We start from the raw sequence: 23,826 nt of genomic DNA on the forward strand, positions 1-23,826 counted from the left end.
GTCGGCGATGCAGGATTTGAACCTGCGACCCCTTGGACCCAAACCAAGTGCGCTACCAAACTGCGCTAATCGCCGATGCTTACGATTGCCTGCGAGTGACCTCGTTGACAACGGGGTGCATAATAGTGATTTGCCTGGGAGAGGTCAAACGTTTTTTGCATAAAATAAATCAATCGGTCATTTTTAGTTCATAATGGTTAAATATTGCAAAACTAAGCTGAAATTTAGACGCTTTTTTTGAAAACACCGGTTTATAACCTAAAAGCAACTTGGCGCTTCGGGCCTTTTCTGCGAAAATAGCCTGCATATTAAAAAAGCATTAATAAAATTAATTTTTTGCATACACCCCTCTTTATATGCAGATGCTTTTAAAATATAAGTATCGAAGTTTATTTAACCCCAATTAAAGGTCCCCCATGACGGCAAACATCATTGATGGTAAGGCAATCGCAAAACAAGTACGTAGTGCAGTGGCTGAGCGCGTAAGCGAACGCGTTGCAAACGGTTTACGTGCACCCGGTTTAGCAGTAGTACTGGTAGGGCTTGACCCTGCAAGCCAAGTTTACGTTGGCTCCAAGCGTAAAGCGTGTGAAGAAGTAGGATTTATTTCAAAGTCATTTGATTTACCTGCGCAAACCAGCGAAGAAGAACTACTAGCATTAATTGATGAGCTAAATAACGATGGCGAAGTAGATGGTATTTTAGTGCAACTACCGCTACCTGAAGGCCTAGATGCAGAAAAGATTTTAGAACGTATTACACCACATAAAGATGTAGACGGTTTTCACCCTTACAATATTGGCCGCTTAGCGCAACGTATGCCGGCGCTGCGCCCATGTACACCCAAAGGGATTATTACCTTATTAGATTCAACGGGCGTGCGTTACAAAGGGATGCATGCGGTAGTTGTTGGCGCCTCTAATATTGTTGGCCGTCCTATGTCGCTTGAGTTATTACTTGCCGGTTGTACTACAACGGTATGTCACAAATTCACACAAGACTTAGAAACCCATGTGCGCCGCGCAGACTTATTAGTAGTGGCCGTAGGTAAACCTGAATTTATACCTGGTGAGTGGGTAAAAGAAGGTGCGATTGTGATTGATGTAGGTATTAACCGTTTAGATACAGGCAAGTTAGTGGGCGATGTGCAGTACGGTGTTGCAGAGCAAAAAGCTGATTTTATTACCCCTGTACCGGGTGGCGTTGGCCCAATGACTGTAGCAAGTTTAATTGAAAATACCCTCGAAGCATGTGAAAAATACCACAGTTAATTTAACGCCTTAGCATTAAAAAAGGGTTGCCAACTGGCAACCCTTTTTAGTTTAAAAGCTACTTTAACGCATTTACGCTTTACGCCATGTTGTTTTACCTGCTGAGTCTTCAAGCACGACACCGAGTGCATTAAGTGCATCACGTGCTTCATCTGCAGCGGCCCAATCTTTGTTTGCGCGCGCTTCATTACGTTTTACAATCAGCGCTTCGATAGTGGCCACTTCATCATCATCTTGCCCGCCTTGCAAAAACGATTCAGGTGCTTGCTGGGCAACACCAAGCACTTCGCCTATGCTGCGTAGCACAAATGCTAATTGACCCGCTTGCTGTGTATCGGTGTCTTTAACACGGTTTAGCTCTTTAGCCAGTTCAAATAACACCGGTAACGCCTCTGGTGTATTAAAGTCATCATTCATGGCTTTTCTAAATTTAGCCACGTACTCATTGTTTTCAATATCGCACGTTATTGGCTCAACACCGCGAAGTGCTGTGTAAATACGTTCAAGCGATGAACGTGCTTGATCTAAATTCTCTTGTGAGTAATTTAACTGGCTACGGTAATGCCCTGATATTAAAAAGTAACGAACTGATTCAGCGTCATATGTTTTTAATACCTCACGCACAGTAAAAAAGTTGTCTAATGACTTAGACATTTTTTCTTTATTTACTTGTACCATGCCTGTGTGGATCCACGTATTTACATACTTACCATTGTTTGCACAGCATGATTGCGCAATTTCGTTTTCGTGATGCGGAAACTGTAAATCAGAGCCGCCACCGTGAATATCAAAATGCTCACCTAAATGCTTTGAGCTCATTGCTGAACATTCTATATGCCAACCCGGACGCCCTTCTCCCCACGGAGATGACCAAGAAGGCTCGCCTGCTTTTGCTTTTTTCCACAATACAAAATCAAGCGGATCGTCTTTATCTTGTGCAACCTCTACGCGAGAGCCTGCTTGGAGCATACTTAAATCTTGTTGCGATAGTGCGCCGTACTGCTCAAACGTAGAAACATCAAAAAGCACGTCGCCGTCGTTTGCTACGTATGCATGGCCTTTTGCAATTAAGCGCTCAACCATTTCGATAATTTCATCCATATGGTTTGTAACCGTAGGTTCAATATCTGGGCGCAGCATGTTTAGGCTATCAAAGTCTTCGTGCATGGCTTGGGTCATACGCAAAGTTAGGTCATTAATTGACTCGCCATTTTCGTTTGCGCGTTTAATTATTTTATCATCTACGTCGGTAATATTACGTACGTATTTTAAGTCGTACCCAAGGTGGCGAAGGTAGCGGACAATAACATCAAACCCGACAAATGTACGCGCATGACCGATATGACAAAAATCATAAATGGTGATACCACACACATACATGTCGATTTTGCCTTCGACCATAGGTTTAAACTGCTCTTTTTGTCGCGTGAGTGTGTTGTATATTTGTACCATTTACTTTTAGTCCTTGACTGTTTGCTGAGTTGGCTATGTTAACACTTGAAAAGCCCCCGCTCTAGCGCTTTTTATGCCCAAACCACCTCAATGCGCGTGTTTAAGTTGGAATTAAAACCAATTTTGGCGAGGTCTTGATTGTGTGTAATAGAGGTTCTGTTGTTAAAATTAATAACACTGTAAAAATCAGTTTTAAACCACCCTGTTTATTGCTTAACAGACTCTTGCTCTGTGCATGGTTATATATTGAGAGAAAATACCACAACGGCAAAATACCGCCTCGATATTAACCCCCTGTAAAACGCACAAGTATATACCTTGGGCAGCTTTGGATATATTGAACAAGCACTTTGTTTATCTTAGTTAACTAAGATAAAATAGCGCGACTAATTAAACCAGATATAGGAAACCACATGGTTGTTCTACACACTAATTTTGGTGACATCACCATTAAAATGTTTGAGCAAGAAGCTCCAAACACAGTTAAAAACTTTTTAGAGTACGCAAACTCAGGTTTTTACAACGGCACTATTTTTCACCGCGTAATTGACGGCTTTATGGTGCAAGGCGGTGGATTTGTACCTGGTATGGAACAAAAAGACGTTAACGACCCAATTCAAAACGAAGCAAATAATGGCCTATCTAATAAAGTAGGTACATTAGCAATGGCGCGTACGCCTGATCCACATTCAGCAACAGCCCAATTTTTTATTAACGTTAACGACAACGACTTTTTAAACCACAGCAGCGAAACTTCGCAAGGCTGGGGTTACTGTGTATTTGCTGAAGTAGTTGAAGGCATGGACGTAGTAAATAAAATTAAAGGTGTAGCAACAGGCAGCGCTGGTTTTCACCAAGACGTACCGCTTGAAAATGTAATCATCGAAAACGTTACTGTAAGCTAAACGTTTACTCATATACTGAGTAATTAAGCGGGCATAGTACATTATTTATGTATTCGCCCGCTTTTATTTAACCTAACTAGATGCCTCTATGACTTCTCAAACCTACTTTATTGCAGACTTACACCTAAGTGAAAACCGCCCAGATATTAGCGAGGCCTTTTATCGCTTTATAAATACGCACATTATTGGTAAGCCCGTAGATGCACTGTATATTTTAGGTGATTTTTTTGAAGTATGGGTCGGGGATGACTACGTAACAGAATTGGCTAGTGAGGTAGCAAAGCATTTAAAAGCCGTTAAAGATGGCGGTACACCAGTGTACTTTATACACGGTAATCGCGATTTTATTATGCGTGAGCAATACGCTAAACGCGCAGGTATGGTATTGCTAAACGAGCAAACGGTTATAGATTTATATGGCACTCCCACTGTTATTTTGCACGGTGATGAAATGTGTACTCAAGATATTGAGTATCAAAAGTTTCGTAAAAAAAGTCGCGGTTGGTGGTGGCCTAAATTAATGTTAGCAATGCCACTATGGTACAGAAAAAAAATTGCTCGCAATGCCAGAGAAAAAAGCAAATTAAGCCAAGCCGACAAACCCATAGAAATTTTAGACGTAGTAGATGACGCCGTACTAGCGATGTTTGCCAAGTATAATGTAAGCAACATGATACACGGCCACACCCACCGCCCTGACGTACACACTTACACTGTAGGTAAGCAAACACTAACACGAACTGTGCTTGGTGATTGGTATACTCAAGGCTCATATTTAGTGGTTACTCCACAAGGTCAAAAACTCATTAATACGCCCTTCGCATAATCTCAAATCCTGACTATTATTTAAGTACTTTTTGGTAATAGGATAAGGATATATGTATAAAGCTATTTATTGTTTGGTGCTTTGTTGCATTTTTTCCAAAGGGTATGCCTCAGAAAATTGGCAGCTCGTCGCCGAAAACTCCCCACCCTATATTGGTGAGCGCTTAATTGATAACGGCTGGGTTACTGCCTTAACTAAAGCGGCCTTAGCTAATCAAAATATTAATAACGACATCGAGTTTACCAGCTGGAACAGAGCGCTGGAGCTTACCAAAATAAATAAAAAAGATGCAATTTTAGGCGCTTTTTATACAAAGTCGCGTACTGATCTTTTTTATTATTCGCGCCCACTTGCTAACGTATACGTTGGACTATTTAAGCTCAAAGACAGACAAATAAACTATGACGGCAGTATGGACTCTTTACAGCCATACAGTATTTGTAAAGGCGTTGGCTACGCAGTAAGTGAAGTTTTTTCTGAAAGTAATGGACTGGCCGTAACCTCAACTCGCGGGTTAATTAACAGTTTATATATGCTTCAAAAAGGACGAATAGACTTAGTAGCAGGCACTAAAGAAGTGGGTGAATACTGGTTAAAAAACACCGAAAAGCTTAATGAACCCGGCGCGCCACAAGTTGAATATATTTCGCCCGATTTAGAGCATCATCAACTGCATGTTATGTTTCCAAAGTCTGACCCTGATGCAAAACAAAAAAGAGACGCGCTTGAACAAGGCTTTTCTACTATTTTATACAATGGCACCGCAAAAGAGCTATTAGTAAAACATGGCTTTTCTCAAAGCACGGCGCTTGAGCTCATAGACTTTATAGAAAGAAGTAGCACACCTAACTAACCGGTGTGCTTGAAGAGCTAAATAACACTGCTTTAATTAGTAACTAGTGCAGGAGCGCCACTGTGAAATTTAAAGTCTTCATCAGGGCTAGTGATCAAATCAGCCTCAATTTTACCAAAAAAGTCGACTCGCTCAGTAATATCAAAATCAGCAATTTCTTGTGCCAGTGTTAAGTAATCTTGATAATGGCGCGCCTCAGAGCGAAGCAATGAAATATAAAAATCGCCTAAGCGTTTATCAACATGTGGAGCAAGTGCAGCAAAACGCTCACATGAGCGAGCCTCAATATAAGCACCTACAATTAGTTTATCGACTAATGCATTAGGCTCAAACGTTTTAACGTTACGTAGCATCCCTTTAGCGTAACGACACGGTGTAATACTGCGGTACTCTACTCCATACTCGTCCATTATTTCGAGCACTTGATAAAAGTGATGTAATTCTTCTTTTATTAGCATCACCATTTTATCTATTAAATCTTGCCCGTAAGGTGAGTTAGACTTTGGGATAATAGATTTTGTAAGTTTATTTTTAGCCGCTAAATCACGCCAATTACCTTCGCGTTTATAAATAAGTGTTTCAAAGGGCTTTAGCCATTCAAGTAATGCATCGCTGCTGTCTTTATCTACCGCGTACTTACGAATTAAAAACATTGCACTTTGCGCTGCTTTTAACTCACAAATTAAGTGATCGATTAAAATAATCGATAAATTTTCTTTTTTTACTGCCTCAATAACCCATTCATTTGGGGTTTCACACAATAAAAAATTATTAATAGGGGCTAAAAGTTCGCTATGTGGCACAGGGCTGCTCGTTACTTCAAATAATAAAAAGCCATTTTAACACGAAAAATAACGAAGAATAAAACGAGCTAAAACAACCTCTTTAAAATGTTAATAAGCAGTTAACTTGACTTTGTATATGAACTAAACCATAAATATAGGTGCTGTATAAAAAACAAACTAACTAAAACTAAATTATAACCAACAGTAATACGTTCCTTTTATGGAGTACCGCTATGATACTGAACCACCTGTGGGGCATTTATGCTCATCCACTCGAAGAATGGCAAACAATAGATAACCGCCACGAAAGCCTGACTTATAGCCTGTCGCATATTTTACTTATTGCATTATTTCCATCGATTATGGGGTATTACTCATCGGTGTATTTAGGCTGGAGTATTGGTGCGGGCAACCCAGTATTTTTAACACATGAAAGCGCACTGCTAATTGCCGTGGCTATGTATGGTGCGTTAATAGCCGGTGTGTTTGCACTGGCCTATTTAGCCCATTGGATGGCCGTTACATTTGGTGCTAAACCTACCTTTACACAAACGCTTGAACTTGCCGCTTATACTGCTACACCCGTGTTTATGTCGGCCTTAGCCGCTTTTTTACCTGAGCTGTGGTTTGTTGTTTGCGTAGGTATGATTGCCCTAGCCTACTCGGTGTACTTGCTTTATACAGGCGTGCCAATACTAATGCATATTCCACAAGAGCGCGGCTTTATTTATGCCAGCTCTGTTGTTACCTGCGGGCTAATTTTATTGGTAATAATTTTAGCTGTAACCGCAATACTTTGGACTAACGGCATTGTGAGTCCAATGTTTACCTAATCAACCACGTTGTTTGATATGAAGTGTTCCCTTTCTTTCCTTCGCAAAAAAGGAGCTAATTAGCTCCTTTTTTTATCTCTGATTATGTTTAATCACACATTAATCAGCTTCGTTGGCATCTTGATTGTGTATTTCAAGGCCTGATGACATGGCGTTTTCGCGGTTACTTTTAGCCGAGTCGTTACGCAATTGATCAATATGGTTTAAGTAATCTTGATCGATATCGCCGGTAATGTATTGCCCATCAAATACAGAGGTTTCAAACTTAGTAATTTCTGGGTTTTCTTGGCTTACAGCGGCAATTAAATCGTTTAGCGATTGAAAAATTAAGCCATCAGCACTGATGCTTTGGTTAATGTCTTCAACTTCGCGGCCATGCGCAATAAGCTCTGCGGCAGATGGCATATCAATACCATACACATTAGGAAAACGAATTTCTGGTGCTGCTGAGGCAAAATACACATTTTTTGCTCCGGCTTCACGGGCCATTTCTACAATTTGTGCCGAGGTTGTACCGCGTACAATTGAATCATCAACCAGTAAAACGTTTTTACCTTTAAACTCACGGTCAATCGCATTTAGCTTTTGACGCACTGACTTTTTACGCATTTCTTGGCCAGGCATGATAAATGTACGACCAATATAACGGTTTTTAACAAAGCCTTGGCGGTAAGGTAAATCAAGCATGCGGGCAATTTCTAACGCCACATCGCATGAGGTTTCAGGAATTGGGATAACAACGTCAATGTCTTTATCGCTCCACTCACGCGCAATTTTTTCACCCAGTTTAGTACCCATATTTACACGCGTTGCATAAACCGACATACGATCGATGGTTGAATCAGGGCGAGCAAAATAAACAAACTCAAAAATACACGGCGCATAAGAGGCTTTTTCAGCACAACTTTGTGAATGAAATTGGCCATCTTCAGTTACGTAAATCGCTTCACCTGGTGCAACGTCACGCACAAATTCAAAGCCGTCTGGCTTTAATGCTACGCTTTCTGAGGCAAACATGTACTCAGTGCCTTTAGGGGTTTCACGCTTACCAAATACCAAAGGACGGATACCATTAGGGTCACGAAATGCTAAAACACCGTGGCCAATAATCATCGCAATAGCGGCGTAGCCACCGGTTACTTTGTTGTTTACTTCGGTTACTGCAGTGAAGATGTCTTCAGCGTCTAAATGTAATTTGTCAGACTTACTTAGCTCATGTGCCATGATATTAAGTAGTATTTCTGAGTCAGACGTTGTATTAACGTGACGACGCGCTTCTGAGAACAGTTGCTGCTTTAGAGTTTCAGCATTGGTTAAATTACCATTGTGCGCAAGCGCAATACCAAATGGTGAATTAACGTAAAACGGCTGCGCTTCAGATGAACTTGACGAGCCAGCAGTAGGGTAACGTACGTGGCCAATACCAATTGTGCCTTGTAGTCGTTTCATATGGCGGGTGTGAAACACATCCTTTACTAGGCCATTTGCTTTGCGCAAGCTAAACGTATTGTTTTCAATGGTAATGATGCCCGCGGCATCTTGACCTCGGTGCTGCAAAACAGTTAAGCCATCATAAATCGCCTGATTAACAGGAGATGTTCCGACTATCCCAACGATACCACACATGTAATTTATCCTCGCCGATTAACGGTTTACTGAATTTAAAAAGCTCGAGTTGTTTTCTAGGTACGAAAAGAACCATTCAACAACAAAGCCAAATTCTGGAATCAAAATAGAATTGCCCCACCAGTGCGTGTTTGGTGCACCAGTAAAAGCATCAAGAAAGAAGAGTAACGCGCTCACGACCAACACGCCTCGTAACGCACCAAAAACAATGCCGAAGACACGATCGGTGCCAGATAAACCAGTACGTTGTACAAGCTCACCTAAAATGTAGTTTAGTAAACCGCCTAACAGTAGCGTCGCAAAGAAGAGTATGGCAATGGCCGCCGCATTTCTTAAAAGGGGTTCAGAAATACTTGTTAGGAAGGAAGCTAAATATTGGTAAAACAAACTAGAGATGATAAATGCGCAAGCCCATACTGCTAATGACATAGCTTCTTTAACAAAGCCGCGTATTAAACCGATGATGGTAGACAGTGCAATGATGCCAAGAATGGCGTAATCAACCCAGATCATATTAACCAATTAGTCGCTATTTTGGGGCGCATTCTATACCCAAACCTCGTTAATATGCAAGTTAAAGCGGGAGATAACCAGCAACTAGCACGTACAAAAACTTATCACTTTAACGGCTATTTTTAGCCCTTAAAAACAAAAAAAGCCTTACTATAGTAAGGCCTTTTAAAATCAATTAGAGACGCTGTATTGAGTGACTTTGCCGTTTAACTTAGTAAGCGCTTTTAGCTCGGGTAACTTTTTGGTCAGCTCCGCCTTATTAAGCGAGGGACCAACAAACACTTTAGTCAATGTGCCATTTGGCGTTTTAATTGGTTTTGTAAACGTTTTAAAGCCTTTCGCTTTAAGCTTAGCTTGTAAGGCCTTAACATTGGCGGCATGGGAAAAACTACCTAGCTGAATTACATAGGCCATATCAGTGAGGTTTTCTTCACTTTTACGTGGTGCAATAGGTTTTGCTTTTACCGGCTCTGGCGCTTTCGCTACAGGCTCTGGCGCAGTTTGAGGCTCTATGCTTGCTTCGACTATTTCAGGCTCTGCTGCGTATTGGCTTTGTTTGCTTGTTAGCACATCGTCATCGGCAGCTATGTCTTCAATTTGCTCTTGTTTTAAAGGCTCAGCCTGCGCTACTTTTTCATCTATAGACTCTTGAAGGTCAATAGTTTTAAACTCAGAGCGTTCAGGGATAGCTTTAAAGCCCTCTTTGTAGTGGACCTTTTCGCCATCGAGTATATTAGGAATAAACACAATTGCTGCGATCACCACAATACTGGTTCCGACTAAACGATTTATAAAACCTGAGTTCACCGACTTTCTCTCTATTTTTTAAAGTAGTTTATAGCATCTGCAACAGTAAAAAATGACCCAAACACAATTAAAAGCGTATCACTTTGCTGTGTAGGCATAATTACATTAAGTGCTTCGTGCACACTATTATAGCGTTCATGCGTGCCTGTATGAGGTATAGTTTGCAACGCCGCGGCCATATTTTCAACGTTATCGCCACGAGGTATATGCAAGCTAGTAAGAGACCAGTGATCAATTACATGGCTTACCTCTTTAAGTACACCCGCTTTATCTTTATCAGCAAGCATAGCGACTAATGCATGAATTTTAAAGCCTTTATCTTTATAGCTTGCAAGCTTTAGTGCTAAATAACGAGCAGATTCGGGGTTGTGAGCTACATCGGTAAACACTAAAGGTGCAGTGCTTAATTGCTCAAAGCGCCCCTCAACAACTAAGTTAGCTAAACAATGCTTAATTACCTCATCACTTGGCAATAAATTTAGCACAGCTAGGGTTGTTAAGGCCGTTGCTGCATTTTGTGCAGGGATAGCTGGCTTATCTAACAGCAAATTATAATTTTTATATTGCCATGTAAAATGCGCTTCGTGCTCTTTGAATATAAAATCAGTACCGGATATAATCATGCCTGCTTTAATCTCAGCACCGTAATCGGTCATTGTATGTGGTATGTTTAAATCACCAATAATAGCCGGCGTGTTTTGACGAAATATACCTGCCTTATCATAAGCAACTAACTCTCGTGTATCGCCTAGGTATTCTTTATGATCTAAATCTATGGTGGTGATCACGCTTGCATAAGGTGTAACAATATTGGTGGCATCAAAGCGCCCGCCCAAACCAACCTCAAGCAGCACATAATCAACCTCAAAGCGTTTAAAAATAGCCAGCGCACCTAGGGTGCCATATTCGAAATATGTAAGCGCCGTGCTAGCGCGACCTTGCTCTAGCGTGTTAAAGGCATCAACATGGTATTGATCATCAAGCTCTTGGCCATTTATGCGCACACGCTCGTTGTATCTAATTAAATGAGGAGAGGCATACGTACCTACGCTGTAACCTTGCGCAAGTAATAGCGATTCTAAACAGCGTGCAGTTGTGCCTTTGCCGTTTGTGCCGCCAATAAGAATAATTTTGCTGGAAGTGTTTAATAAGCCAATGTTATTTGCAACAGTAGCAACGCGTTCGAGTCCCATTTCAATATTTGCAGGGTGAACACTCTCTAAATAACAAAGCCAATCATCAAGGCTTGATGATTGGCTAGGAATTGTATTTGTCATAGCGTGTAATCAGTAAAGCTGAAATTTACGCTACTCTATGCTCTTGTTCGGTAGAAGGCAAGTTCATAAATTTAGCAAGTACGCGTGCTAATGTGTCGCGCATTTCACGACGGTCAATAATCATATCAATTGCACCGTGCTCTAATAAGAACTCACTGCGTTGAAAACCTTCTGGCAAGGTTTCACGTACTGTTTGCTCAATTACGCGCGGACCCGCAAAGCCAATTAAAGCTTTTGGCTCAGCTACGTTAATATCACCTAACATCGCTAATGATGCAGATACGCCACCCATGGTTGGGTCGGTCATTACTGATATAAACGGCAGGCCTTTTTCGCTCATTTTAGCAAGCGCAGCGCTGGTTTTAGCCATTTGCATAAGCGACATAAGCGCTTCTTGCATACGTGCACCACCTGAGGCAGAAAAACACACTAATGGCATGTTGTGCTCTAAACATTGGTCTACGGCATCAACAAAACGTGCGCCTACAACCGAAGCCATTGAACCACCCATAAATGAGAATTCAAAAGCAACCGCAGCAACAGGAATACCTTTTAAGCGGCCCTTCATTGCTACTAACGCGTCTTTTTCGCCACTTGATTTTTGGGCTGCGCTAATACGGTCTGAGTATTTTTTAGAGTCTTTAAACTTTAATACATCTTTAGGCTCGTGCTCAGTGCCAAGCTCCGTGCGGTCACCTTCATCTAAAAAGTGCTCTAAACGTTTACGGCCGCTCACACGCATGTGATGGTCGCATTTAGGACATACGTTTAATGATTTTTCTAGTTCAGCTTTATATAAAATTGAATCGCAAGCTGTACATTTAGCCCAAACGCCTTCTGGAATTTCTTTACGACCTGACGACTTAGTCGTTTTAGGTAAGATTTTTTCTAACCAACTCATTTGCAACTCTCTTAATGCTGTTCTGTGTCGCGAGTCTGCTAATAAGTAGCAGACAGATTTTTTCAATTAAAACATGAATTACACAAACACGGTATAAAAAACTGGTCTTAGTAGTTAGATAAACGCTTATAAATTCAACACTAACATTCCGAGTCAGGTAAAAATAATGGCCCTAGTGGGGTTTTAGGAATATTAAAGTGCTCTGGGTAATCTACATCTACTAAATAAAGACCCGCGGCTTTTGCCGTGGCACTGGCTTTAGCACGCTCTTTTAAATCTAATAGCTCTTTTAACCATACAGGTTGGTGCTTGTGTAGACCTATATCCATTAAACAGCCGGTAATATTACGCACCATATGGTGTAAAAAAGCGTTCGCTTTAATATCAATAATAACGTAATCGCCCTGGCGTTGTACCGATAAATGATGAATAGTTCTGTTTGCTGTATTAGCTTGGCAATGCAGCGCTCTAAAAGAGGTAAAGTCGTGCTCGCCAATTAAGTACTGACACGCCTCTTGCATTTTTGTTTCATCAAGTGGGTGATGAAAGTGCGTAACGCCTTCATTCATAACTGCGCCTCTATAAGCGTAATTATAAATAACATAACGATAACGACGCGCTGTTGCGCTAAAGCGTGCATGAAAGTCTTCACTAACAGGTTGTGCAAAACGAATCGCTATATCTTTAGGGAGTAACGTGTTCATTCCCATAGTAAATGCAACCATCTCACGGGGAGCATGGGTTTCAAAGTGTACAACTTGACCAGTCCCATGTACACCTGCATCTGTGCGACCCGCACACACTATTTCAACCGGATGATTACAAATGCTCGACAACGCTTTTTCTACTTCTTGTTGTACGCTATTTACATGAGACTGACGTTGCCACCCACTGTAACGTGCGCCGTTGTATTCAACTCCAAGTGCTACTCGCATAATTACTGCTTTACCTACTGTGCTAATGAACGGGGCATTTTATGCTATCTCGCGATGCAATAAAAGTAACCTCGTCTATTTATAGTTATTCGCAAAATTAAGTAATTTATTTTACCCCAATAAAACACAGCGATAAGTTAGTGAGCTTTTAACGTCTTGGGTTTAATTAACGTCTAAAACTAATTAAGTGCTTTTATAGGTTAGAGTTATTCGTACCTATAAAAAAACCGCATTAACAAAGCTAATGCGGTTTTTATAATCATGAATGCTCTAGTTAAGTTTAGCTTTTAAACTTTGCGCTTCTTCTTGTACATCTTCAGGGCCACTTTCAATAACATCTTCAATCACTTTAAGGGCTGAGTCAAAGTCGTCAATTTCAATGTATGCTCTTGCCAAATCAAGCTTGGCAGAATAACCACCGCTTTCTAAGTCAACATCTGTTGGGTTATCGCCTGCAAGTAACGAATCAAAGTCACTTAACCCTACGTCCATATTAACCTCGTCATAGGGCTCGTGCTCAAGTACTGAGTCATCGCTTTGCTCAAGTAGCGCGTCAATATCAACAAAATCATCTGTTGTAGCCTGCGGTTCATTTTGCGAAGGCTCTTCTTGCACCGCTTTCGCTTCAACTTCAGTGTCTAAGTCTTCGTTTAATAGGCTATCAAAGTCGACATCAAATTCGCTGCTATCTTCTAAATTTAACTCATCCGGTTCACCTAACTCACTAAGCAACGCATCAAAATCGGTTTGCGTTAAGTCAGCCATAAACTCATCGTCTAGCTGCTCGTCGGGTATAACGTCTTCATTAGTTTGATCATCAGCAGCCTGTGTTAGCTCGGCTTCTAATTGCGAATTTGTTATTTCATCTTCAACGTCTTCTGAAAGTGCTTGTTCTAAAATTGCATCGTCAAAATCAGGCTGTTCCTGCGCACTATCCGTTGTTTTCGCCTCACCTAGAGGTTCCTCTTGCGGTAAAGGCGCATCAAGCTTATCGTCAATCAGCGGCTCGTCATCTAGGTCGGCTTCTAACGCATCAATACCAGTGTTACCAGCAAGTGCATTTGCTAAGTCTTGCTCAGCTTGGCTTGGCGCCATACCGCTTGCTTGTCCATCAAGTTCATCACCTTGTAACTCTTGCGGACTATATGATTGCTGATCATCTAAATCAATTTCGTCATCGTTATCAAGCTCTAACTCAGGGTACTCGTCAAGTTCTTCACTTGGAGTTACTTGCTCATCTAATAAAGCATTGAGCTCGTCGTCTAGCTCATCAACGCTTTGCAATAAATCATCATCGAAAACCCCTTCGTCTTCATCCGTATTTTCAGATAAATCTAGCTCGCTTTCATCATCAGTTAATTCATCAAGTGATGACGGCACTTGAGCGTGGTTATCATCTGCACCTATATCATCGGTATGCTTCGGCTCAAGCTCTGGCTCTGAAAAATCGTTATCAATGAGTAACTCATCATCAAAGTCGTCTTCTAAGCTATCTAATTCACTGCCTGAAAGTGCGTTTGCTAAGTCTTGTTCAGCTTGGCTTGGCTGCATGCCTGTTGCATCACCATCAAGCTCATCTCCCAATAACTCATCAGGAAGATATTGCTGTTGCTCTGTTACATCTAACGTCTCGGGCTTATCATCTGAAAAGTCTATATCATCACTAAGCGTATCATTTACAGCATCATTTTCAGGTTGAGTATCTAAAAGCGGACTCGCTGGTGTTTCTTGTGAATCAAGCGGATCGTCACCTAAATCAACCTCTACCTCTTCAATGTCATCATCAAGATCATCTAACGCCCAATCAGGGTTTTCAACATAGTCTTCGTCTGTAGCCTGCTGTAGCTCGTTGAGTAATTCATCAACACTTTTTAGGGTATCGTCAGTGTACTCTTCCTGTGCATCCTCTGGGTCGAGTAACGTTTCTGAACTATCTGTAAAGTCAGTGTTTTCAAGCAAGTCAGCATCAAGCTCTGGTTCTTCTACAAGCTCTGGTTCTTCTACAAGCTCTGGTTCTTCTACAAGCTCTGGCTCTTCTACAAGCTCAGGCTCTTCTACAAGCTCTGGTTCCTCGAGAAGTTCTGGCTCTTCTTCAAGCTCAGGCTCTTCTACAAGTTCAGGCTCTTCTTCAAGTTCAGGTTCTTCTACAAGTTCAGGTTCTTCTTCAAGTTCAGGTTCTTCTACAAGTTCAGGTTCTTCTACAAGTTCAGGTTCTTCTACAAGTTCAGGTTCTTCTACAAGTTCAGGCTCTTCTACAAGTTCAGGCTCTCCTACAAGCTCGGGTTCTTCTACAAGCTCGGGTTCTTCTTCAAGCTCAGGCTCCTCTTCAAGCTCAGGCTCTTCTACAAGTTCAGGCTCCTCTTCGAAATCTGGCTCTTCTTCGAGGTCAGGCTCTTCTACAAGCTCTGGTTCCTCGAGAAGTTCTGGCTCTTCTGCAAGCTCTGGTTCCTCGAGAAGTTCTGGCTCTTCTACAAGCTCTGGCTCATCAATAAGTGAAGACGCTAATGTTTCAATATCATCTTCGTCAAAATCTTCCTGTGCATCAGCTAGATCTTCGACTGAATCAGCTAATGCGCTATCAATATCTCGCTCTGTATCATTATCTGTTGCTACTTGAGCGGCAGATGAATCTTCAACTTCATCAATTAAGCTGTCTATGTCGTCTAAATCAAAGTCATCGCTTTCTTCAACTAGCGCATCAGCAGGAGCTTCTTCGGTTGTATCGCCGGCTTCATCAATTAAGCCGTCTATGTCGTCTAAATCAAAGTCATCGCTTTCTTCAACTAGCGCATCAGCAGGGGTTTCATCAGGTGTATCGCCTGCTTCATCAATTAAGCTGTCTATGTCGTCTAAATCAAAGTCATCGCTCTCTTCAACTAGCGCATCAGCAGGGGCTTCATCAGGTGTATCGCCCGCTTCATCAATTAGGCTGTCTATGTCGTCTAAATCAAAGTCATCGCTCTCTTCAACTAGCGCATCAGCAGGGGTTTCATCAGGTGTATCGCCCGCTTCATCAATTAAGCTGTCTATGTCGTCTAAATCAAAGTCATCGCTTTCTTCAACTAGCGCAGCATCAGTAGGTGTTTCATCAGGTGTATCGCCCGCTTCATCAATTAAGCTGTCTATGTCGTCTAAATCAAAGTCATCGCTTTCTTCAACCAGCGCAGCATCAGTAGGTGTTTCATCAGGTGTATCGCCTGCTTCATCAATTAAGCTGTCTATGTCGTCTAAATCAAAGTCATCGTCTTTTGATGATTCTTTATCAGCTTGTTGATCTAATAATTCATCAATATCAAAGTCATCATCCTCTTCTTGGGCTAGCTCTTCGCTTAAGGCGGCCAACTCATCATTGCTTTCTAAGCTGCTATCTGCGGTAGGTTGCTCAACCTCAGGCAAGTCAATTTCAGGCAGGCTATCGTCCTCATCAAATAAATCGTCTAGGTCGTCACTGCTTAAAATATCGTCCGAATCTTTTGTATCATCTAAATCAAGGTCAATTTCATCATCTTGTTTTTCATCTACAGGTTCATCAAAGCCCTGCTGCATGAAAACGTCTAACTCGTCCCCTTCACTGCCTTCGTCATCAAAAACAATATCATCACTTAATAGGCTTTCTAATTCGTCTTGATCGAGCAAGTTTTCTGAATCAGAAAATTCATCGTCTAACGCATCATCGAGAGAATCATCAAATGCAATATCATCCTCTGGCAAAATATCGTTGCTATGATTGTCATCTAGTTGAATATCTAAATCATCAAGAGGGTCAGGAATGATTGGATCGTCTAACGCATCATTACTTTGCGGCTCGTCTTCGGTAAAGCTGGGCGTTTGTGGCAGAAAATCATCGTCATCTTGAGTTTCTTCGTCTTTGTTGGCGCGCTTTCGTAAAAACATCACCACAGCAAAAATAATTAATAACGCAGGAATGGTCATTAATAAAATAAGCACAAGTGGGTTAGACATTAAAGCGCCTAGGTCAAAAGGTTCTTCTTTTGGTACTTCTTGCACTTTTTGCTGAGCTATTATTTCGTTTTGTTTTTCTATTAGCTCTTTTAGCTGTTTTTGAATTTCGCTGTCTTGACCTAGCTGTTCTTTTACATTGGCGAGCTCTTTTGAAATACCCGACAATTGTTTTTTGAGATTATTATTTTCAGCTAATATTTCTTCTACATTATTAACCGAGCTTTTAAATTGCTGCTGCAGCTCTACAAGCTTATTACCTTGCTGGGTTTTTATTTCATTTAATTCTTTTTGGATTTCTTTTTTAGCGTCGTCAACATCGGCTTTACGAGCTTGTGTTACTTTAGTTTGCGCGGCATTAATTTCACTGGTGGTTAGTGTGCCATTTTTCTTTTTTTCCCACAGCGCGTCATCTTGCTCTGAGCGTTGTTTAGCAAGCTGTGGATTTACGCGTCTAATTTCCGCTAAAGTGGGTATTTTTAAATATGCACCACTTTGCATGTGGTTTAGGTTTTGTTCTAAAAAAGAATTAGGGTTTTTGTTATACAAGGCCTGCATAACTTGGTAAATACTAACTGAGTTATCTGGGCGTACTTTGGCAGCAATACGCCATAGTGTATCGGTTGGCTTTATAGGCCCTATTGATCGCCCTTGCGCACCATAGTCAGCGCCTTTTGGCCCCTTTAATTGGGTGCTGTCTTGAGAGTAAATTGGAGTTACTACCAATGCAGACGCTAATATAATAAGTGAAGCTAAACCGCGCATGCTGATCCTTTAATGTGTAAATGTTAAATGCTTTGCTATTTATTTAGCTGCTCAACATTAATTATTCTTGCCGTAACCAGCCAAATAGCTGATCTACATTTGTTATTACAATCTATTTTTATTGCAAGCTCTATTCCAGTTACAAACTATAAACCAGTTGCGGCCTAATATCCATTGCAACGCTTTGAAAATAAATACCTTAAAACTTTATTCTTAATACTATTTTATCGTGATAGATCAAGGCGTTTAGTTTAGTAGCAACGCTAAGCGGCAATAATTTGACTCCCTTAAATACAAAAGCGGCAAACTATAAAAGTTTGCCGCTTAATTTACACACAATATTAGCGGGTATTTATAAGTAGTTAGCGATTAACTCTTCTGCTATTTGCACACTATTAGTGGCAGCCCCTTTACGAGTGTTATCACTTACAACCCACATATTTAAACCATGAGGGTGCGAAATATCAGCTCGTAAGCGGCCTACGTAAACTGTATCATTACCACTGGCATCTGAAACCGCGGTTGGGTAATCGCCCTCATCTTCAATAAGCTCGACTCCCGGGGCATCATTTAAAAGCTGTTTAACGTGCTCAAAGTCATACGGCATGCGTGTTTCAATGTTGATTGACTCAGAGTGGCCAAAAAATACAGGTACACGTACACAGGTTGGGTTAACAGCAATAGTGGTATCACCCAAAATTTTATGCGTTTCGTTTACCATTTTCATTTCTTCGCGCGTGTAGCCGTTATCTTCAAAGGTATCTATTTGAGGAATAACGTTAAATGCAATTTGCTTAGGAAAAATTTCGTTTTCCATTGGGCGAGCATTCATTAAATTAGCTGTTTGCTTTGCTAATTCATCTACGGCTTCTTTGCCTGCACCAGATACGGCTTGGTAAGTAGATACATTAATGCGGTCAATACCATAAGCATCGTAAATTGGTTTAAGCGCTAGCATCATTTGAATAGTAGAGCAGTTAGGGTTTGCAATAATATTGCGATTTCTAAAGTCTTCAAGGCTGGCTGCATTAACTTCTGGTACCACTAGCGGTACTTCAAAATCATTTCTAAAATGTGAGGTGTTATCAATTACAACACAGCCCGCATCGGCTGCAATTGGCGCGTATTTTTCTGATACACTGCCACCAGCTGAAAACAAACCTATGTGTGCTTGGCTAAAGTCAAAGCCTTCTACGTCTTGCACTTCAATGGTTTCACCACGAAACTTTATGTCTTCACCTGCGCTGCGGCTACTGGCTAGTAAAAAAAGTTGGTCTACCGGAAATTTACGATCTTCCAGGGTTTCAATAATTTGACGACCTACTAAGCCTGTAGCGCCAAGTACAGCAACGTTATATTTTTGCGACATATTTTATCCTCTTTAAGCAGTGTTAAAACAACACTACTAGTTAAATTAGTTTGCGGTGTTAAAGCCAAGCTGAGCGAGTGCATCTGTATGCTGTGCACTCTCTTTTACCGTTAAAGTGCTAAACTCACGCCTGACTGGGTAGTTTTTACGTAAACTATCAAACCCGTCTTCTGCTAAGTTGCGCAGCAAAATGCCATCATCACGGCGTACGTCGTAAATTAAATGCACTAAACGCGCAATATCAGCCTCAGTAAAGCTGCTTTGTAAACTTAGGCTTGTAACAGCAGGTTGTGGTAAAAAATCAGCAAGAGATTTTTCTGCGGTTACGCCTTTTAATTTACACAATGCTTGGTACAGCATTTGTGTGCCGCGGGCTTTTCCTTCAAGGGTATGGCCAGCAATGTGCACGCTGGCATAGCGCACATGATCAAGCAATGGAATTAAAATGTTAGGCTCGTTTTCCCAAACATCCAAAACCAAATCTAAGTCTGCCCCTTGCTCCATAACCGATAACAAAGCTTGATTATCAATTACTTCTCCACGGCTCGCATTTATAACTGCTAACCCAGGCTTTAACGCTTTAAGGCGTTTTTCATCAATTAAATGATGCGTTTTGTGCTCACCGGTTTTAATCAGCGGTACATGAAAGGTAACCGCATCTACGCGCTCAAGTAGTTCGTCAAGCTCAACATGCTCGGCTAATAAGCCCTGCTCATGTTTAATTGGGTCACATAATAAAACATCAACATTAAGTGCTTTTAGTTTTTGTGCTAAACAGCTGCCAATGTTACCCACCCCAACAATACCTATTGTTTGACCACTTAAAGGGGCTGCGTTTTCTTGGCTTAAGGCAAACAAGCTACTTATTACATACTCAGCCACCGCCACTGCATTGCAACCTGGGGCACTACTAAAGGCAATGCCTTTATCGTTTAGTAACTGTGTATCTATATGATCAACACCAATAGTGGCGGTACCTACAAAGCTTAATTTATTAGCGTGGGCAAGCAAGTCACTGTTTACTTTAGTAACCGAACGCGTAAGTAATACATCAACATCAATTAACGCATCGGGTGTTAAGTTTCGTCCATCAAAGCGCGTTACCTCACCAAAGTCTGCAAAATACTGCTCAACTAAAGGCATGTTTTGATCGGCAAGAATCTTCATTGGGGAGTCCGTATGGCAAAATGAGGCGCTATTGTAACGAACAACCGAGCCATTACACAAACTAAAAAGCCGAGCAATGCTCGGCTTTTAATCACTATAAAGAGAAAACGAATTAACCTTTATATTTGCTCATAACTAATGTGGCGTTTGTACCACCAAAACCAAAGCTATTAGACATAACAGTATTAAGCTGTGCATCACGGCGCTCAGTTACAATGTTAAGGCCTTGTGCTTGCTCATCTAGCTCATCTACGTTAATAGATGGCGCTACAAAGTCGTTTTCCATCATTAGAATTGAGAAAATAGCTTCGTGAACACCCGCAGCACCTAGTGCATGTCCCGTTAATGATTTAGTCGCACTAATAAGCGGCGAGTTACCACCAAATACTTCTTGAATAGCGCCTAGCTCTTTAACATCGCCTACTGGCGTAGATGTACCGTGCGTGTTTAAATAATCAATTGGTGTATCAACGCCTTGCATTGCTTGGCGCATACAGCGTACTGCGCCTTCACCTGAAGGTGCTACCATGTCGTAGCCATCAGATGTAGCACCGTAGCCTACAATTTCTGCGTAAATATGTGCGCCACGAGCAAGTGCATGCTCAAGCTCTTCTACTACAACAATACCGCCACCAGCAGAAATAACAAAACCATCGCGGTTTGCATCGTACGTACGAGATGCTTTTTCTGGTGTTTCATTATATTTGGTAGATAACGCGCCCATTGCGTCAAATTCCATTGCAAGGGTCCAGTGGAGCTCTTCACCACCACCGGCAAAAATAACATCTTGCTTGCCTAATTGAATTTGCTCAACAGCGTGGCCAATACAATGTGCAGATGTTGCACACGCAGAGCTTATAGAATAGTTAACGCCTTTAATTTTAAATGGCGTTGCTAAACAAGCCGATGTCGTGCTTGCCATCGTACGCGGAACCATATAAGGACCTACGCGCTTTACGCCTTTTTCGCGCAAAATATCGGCCGCTTCTACTTGCCACTTTGAAGAGCCACCACCAGAGCCAACTAATAAACCCGTGCGCTCATTAGATACTTGCTCATCAGATAAGCCAGCGTCTTCAATTGCTTGCTTCATAGAAATATAAGAGTAAGCAGCAGCATCACCCATAAAGCGCATTGCTTTACGGTCTACGTGTTCTTTAACATCAATATCAATTTTGCCCGATACATTACTACGTAAGTTGTAATCGGCAAATTCTTGGTTAAAAGCAATACCGCTTTTGCCCGCTTTTAGTGACTCTAATACTTCTTGTTTGTTATTACCGATGCTTGATACAACACCGATACCCGTAATTACGGCTCTTCTCATGGGTAATTCCCTTAGCTTGATACTAAATTACTGTGTATTTTACGCTGTTTTTAGGTGTTAAGTGGTCAGCTTTCTAGCGTACACCTGTACTCTGAATTTAATAGCTTATAAATAACGCCAGACTATTTCAAAGAAAACCCGTAAAATAATTAAAAAATACTGTCTAAAAATTTAATAAGTCATGATAAAAAACGCCCAAATACACTTTAATGAAGTAGGCACACCGGTAGCCGATAACTTTGACGATGTTTATTTTTCTAATGACGACGGCCTTGCTGAATCGCATTACGTGTTTTATCAACAAAACAATATACAGGCGCGGTTACAAAATCATGACCAAACGCATTTTGTTATTGCCGAAACCGGTTTTGGTACTGGTTTAAACTTTTTAAATGCATGGCAACACTTTAATGACCACCTTGCCAATCAACAAGTTCAAAATCAAGTAGGCAAACGGGTTAAGCGATTGCATTTTATTTCGTTTGAAAAATACCCGCTTAATGCTGATGATCTAAAAAAAGCACTGCAAGCGTGGCCAACATTAAACAAGCTTAGTGATGAATTAATAACACATTACCCTATAAATTTAGGCGGCTGTCATCGCATAGAATTTAATAACGGCCAGGTTATTCTTGATTTGTATTTTGGCGACGTGCTTGATTCAATAAATGCAATGAGCTACCCGCAATCAGGGGTGGTCGATGCGTGGTTTTTAGATGGCTTTGCACCGAGTAAAAACCCTGACATGTGGCAACAAAGTGTGTTTAATGCCATGGTTGATATATCGCGCAAGCATGCAACACTTGCCACATTTACCGCTGCAGGCTTTGTACGCCGAGGCTTAATAGCTGCAGGCTTTAGCATGCAAAAAGCGAAAGGCTTTGGCCGTAAACGCGAAATGCTGATAGGCAAATTAGCACACGCTAATAGTGCACAGTCATCGCCCCCGTACTTTGATCAACCCCCTGCCAAACTAGAACATGTTGCTGTAATTGGCGGCGGGATTGCGAGTAGCTGTATTTTGCACAGTTTGGCTAAGCGTGGCATTAAAAGTAGCCTATTTTGCCAAGATGAAAAACCAGCTATGGGCGCTTCACATAACGTACAAGGCGCGGTTTACCCCCATCTGCAAGCTAAAAATTCACCTCATAGTGAATTATTTGCGCACAGTTTTTTATACGCTAAGCGCAGTTACCAGCAACTACTAAAAAACGGCTTTAATTTTGATTATAGCTGGTGCGGTGTACTGCAACATGCGGTTAAAAAGCCTCTTGCCGATAAACATCAAAATTTAGAACAAAAACAGTTATGGCCTCAAGCTTTAATGCGCAATGTAACTGTAGAGCAAGGAGATAAACTGGCAGGCGTAAAAACCGGCTACCCCGGCGTTTATTTTGAGCAAGGCGGTTGGGTAAACCCACCCCAGCTAGTTGAGGCAATGCTAAAAGCGGCCAATAGCCTTAACCCTATTAATAGCTATTTTAATTGCCATATACAGCAGCTTACTAAAACCGATGCAGGCTGGTATTTAACCCACAAGCATACCCAATATGGCCCTTTTAGTGATGTAATAATATGTGCAGGTGAGCATAGCGATGCGTTTGAACAAACAAACGCATTACCTATTGTAGGGGTACGTGGTCAAGTATCGCATATTCAAGCGAGTGAACAATCTAAGCAGCTTAAAACCGTGTTGTGCCACAAAGGTTATTTTACCCCCGCCTATTTAGGTAAACACTGTATGGGCGCTACATTTGAAAAAAACACAAAAAGTCGCGTCGTTACAGAAAAAGACAACCAGCTAAACCATGAGCAACTACTTAGCTTTTACCATCAAAGCGACTTTGCCACCACATTAGGTAACATTACCTGTGCTAAAGCAGCTGTGCGCTGCACGTTTATAGATCACTTACCAATGGCAGGACAATGGTGTGAGCAAAGCGATTACAGCACCGCCTTTGCTAATTTACGCCTAGGTAAACGCTATCAATACTCACCTCTATGCAAGCCACAACAAGGCTTACATATTTTTACCGGGTTTGGAGCGCGTGCATTATGCAGCGCACCGTTATTAAGCGAGCACTTTATTAGCACGTTAAATAATGAACCACGCCCACTCAGCGAGCGTGTAAGCCAGGCCATTCACCCTGCGCGTTTTATTGTGCGTGATTTAATACGAAATAAAATTTAAATGACATCATTCATTTTTTGCGTAAAATAATAACCATAAAAGGAATTTATACCAATCCGCTTA

At 41.4% G+C, this 23,826-nt stretch carries 19 protein-coding genes and 1 tRNA gene; 6 read left to right on the forward strand and 14 right to left on the reverse strand.

The genetic code is table 11. From position 1 onward, the window contains the following. Position 1 precedes the first annotated feature (1 nt). A tRNA-Pro gene (locus MTN96_RS10310) sits at positions 2-75 on the reverse strand. Positions 76-416: 341 nt separating this feature from the next. On the opposite strand from MTN96_RS10310, the gene folD reads away from it, so the two are divergent. Beyond that, a complete protein-coding gene (gene folD / locus MTN96_RS10315) occupies positions 417-1,271 on the forward strand; it encodes a bifunctional methylenetetrahydrofolate dehydrogenase/methenyltetrahydrofolate cyclohydrolase FolD (protein ID WP_248531489.1) in 855 nt (284 codons plus the stop codon). Between the two features lie 72 nt (positions 1,272-1,343). Here the strand turns inward: folD and cysS are convergent, their stop codons facing one another. Together cysS and MTN96_RS37285 are read right to left on the reverse strand one after the other, a co-directional pair. Further along, positions 1,344-2,723, reverse strand: a complete 1,380-nt coding sequence (cysS, locus tag MTN96_RS10320; RefSeq protein ID WP_096041402.1) for a cysteine--tRNA ligase — start codon at positions 2,721-2,723, stop codon at positions 1,344-1,346. Between the two features lie 100 nt (positions 2,724-2,823). Beyond that, positions 2,824-2,994, reverse strand: a complete 171-nt coding sequence (locus tag MTN96_RS37285; RefSeq protein WP_374275080.1) for a hypothetical protein — start codon at positions 2,992-2,994, stop codon at positions 2,824-2,826. A gap of 142 nt (positions 2,995-3,136) precedes the next feature. Between MTN96_RS37285 and MTN96_RS10325 the strand changes: the two genes are divergently transcribed. From MTN96_RS10325 to MTN96_RS10335, 3 genes are all read left to right on the forward strand, one after another. After that, the gene (locus MTN96_RS10325) at positions 3,137-3,628 is read left to right on the forward strand and encodes a peptidylprolyl isomerase (protein ID WP_024032242.1); all 492 of its coding nucleotides are present in this window, start codon (positions 3,137-3,139) and stop codon (positions 3,626-3,628) included. Positions 3,629-3,716: 88 nt separating this feature from the next. Continuing rightward, positions 3,717-4,454, forward strand: a complete 738-nt coding sequence (locus tag MTN96_RS10330; RefSeq protein WP_248531491.1) for a UDP-2,3-diacylglucosamine diphosphatase — start codon at positions 3,717-3,719, stop codon at positions 4,452-4,454. A 52-nt stretch (positions 4,455-4,506) separates the two neighbouring features. Beyond that, positions 4,507-5,307, forward strand: a complete 801-nt coding sequence (locus MTN96_RS10335; RefSeq protein WP_004586889.1) for an ABC transporter substrate-binding protein — start codon at positions 4,507-4,509, stop codon at positions 5,305-5,307. Between the two features lie 32 nt (positions 5,308-5,339). Here MTN96_RS10335 and miaE read toward each other — a convergent pair whose 3' ends face one another. Next, on the reverse strand, positions 5,340-6,110 hold the full coding sequence (gene miaE / locus MTN96_RS10340) for a tRNA isopentenyl-2-thiomethyl-A-37 hydroxylase MiaE (protein WP_004586888.1): 771 nt from the start codon (positions 6,108-6,110) through the stop codon (positions 5,340-5,342). Positions 6,111-6,325: 215 nt separating this feature from the next. Between miaE and MTN96_RS10345 the strand changes: the two genes are divergently transcribed. Then, complete coding sequence (locus tag MTN96_RS10345) at positions 6,326-6,925, forward strand: Yip1 family protein (protein WP_004586887.1); 600 nt, start codon at positions 6,326-6,328, stop codon at positions 6,923-6,925. Between the two features lie 99 nt (positions 6,926-7,024). Here MTN96_RS10345 and purF read toward each other — a convergent pair whose 3' ends face one another. The 10 genes from purF to fabB all read right to left on the reverse strand — a co-directional run bounded on the left by purF (position 7,025) and on the right by fabB (position 21,572). Beyond that, positions 7,025-8,551 (reverse strand): amidophosphoribosyltransferase, encoded by a 1,527-nt coding sequence (gene purF, locus MTN96_RS10350; protein WP_004586886.1) that lies wholly within the window; start codon positions 8,549-8,551, stop codon positions 7,025-7,027. Positions 8,552-8,569: 18 nt separating this feature from the next. Beyond that, positions 8,570-9,064, reverse strand: coding sequence for a CvpA family protein (locus MTN96_RS10355; RefSeq protein ID WP_004586885.1), 495 nt, complete (start codon positions 9,062-9,064; stop codon positions 8,570-8,572). Between the two features lie 171 nt (positions 9,065-9,235). Further along, positions 9,236-9,871 (reverse strand): SPOR domain-containing protein, encoded by a 636-nt coding sequence (locus MTN96_RS10360; protein WP_024032245.1) that lies wholly within the window; start codon positions 9,869-9,871, stop codon positions 9,236-9,238. Between the two features lie 11 nt (positions 9,872-9,882). Next, positions 9,883-11,148, reverse strand: a complete 1,266-nt coding sequence (gene folC / locus MTN96_RS10365) for a bifunctional tetrahydrofolate synthase/dihydrofolate synthase (RefSeq protein ID WP_248531493.1) — start codon at positions 11,146-11,148, stop codon at positions 9,883-9,885. Positions 11,149-11,173: 25 nt separating this feature from the next. Then, entirely contained in the window at positions 11,174-12,049 is an 876-nt protein-coding gene (gene accD, locus MTN96_RS10370) for an acetyl-CoA carboxylase, carboxyltransferase subunit beta (protein ID WP_024032247.1), read from the reverse strand. Between the two features lie 140 nt (positions 12,050-12,189). Further along, positions 12,190-12,984, reverse strand: a complete 795-nt coding sequence (gene truA, locus MTN96_RS10375; RefSeq protein ID WP_054983053.1) for a tRNA pseudouridine(38-40) synthase TruA — start codon at positions 12,982-12,984, stop codon at positions 12,190-12,192. Between the two features lie 270 nt (positions 12,985-13,254). Then, positions 13,255-17,709 carry a FimV/HubP family polar landmark protein gene (locus tag MTN96_RS10380; RefSeq protein WP_248531494.1) on the reverse strand — a complete coding sequence of 1,485 codons (4,455 nt, stop codon included), beginning with the start codon at positions 17,707-17,709 and terminating at the stop codon, positions 13,255-13,257. A gap of 352 nt (positions 17,710-18,061) precedes the next feature. Next, entirely contained in the window at positions 18,062-19,078 is a 1,017-nt protein-coding gene (locus MTN96_RS10385; protein ID WP_004588395.1) for an aspartate-semialdehyde dehydrogenase, read from the reverse strand. Positions 19,079-19,123: 45 nt separating this feature from the next. Next, the gene (locus tag MTN96_RS10390) at positions 19,124-20,245 is read right to left on the reverse strand and encodes a 4-phosphoerythronate dehydrogenase (protein ID WP_248531495.1); all 1,122 of its coding nucleotides are present in this window, start codon (positions 20,243-20,245) and stop codon (positions 19,124-19,126) included. A 112-nt stretch (positions 20,246-20,357) separates the two neighbouring features. Further along, positions 20,358-21,572 carry a beta-ketoacyl-ACP synthase I gene (gene fabB, locus MTN96_RS10395; RefSeq protein WP_004588393.1) on the reverse strand — a complete coding sequence of 405 codons (1,215 nt, stop codon included), beginning with the start codon at positions 21,570-21,572 and terminating at the stop codon, positions 20,358-20,360. Between the two features lie 181 nt (positions 21,573-21,753). Between fabB and mnmC the strand changes: the two genes are divergently transcribed. Next, positions 21,754-23,763: a bifunctional tRNA (5-methylaminomethyl-2-thiouridine)(34)-methyltransferase MnmD/FAD-dependent 5-carboxymethylaminomethyl-2-thiouridine(34) oxidoreductase MnmC gene (mnmC, locus tag MTN96_RS10400; protein ID WP_248531496.1), complete on the forward strand. Its 2,010-nt coding sequence runs from the start codon at positions 21,754-21,756 to the stop codon at positions 23,761-23,763. Positions 23,764-23,826: the final 63 nt, after the last annotated feature.

The organism is Pseudoalteromonas sp. 2CM28B (assembly GCF_023161935.1).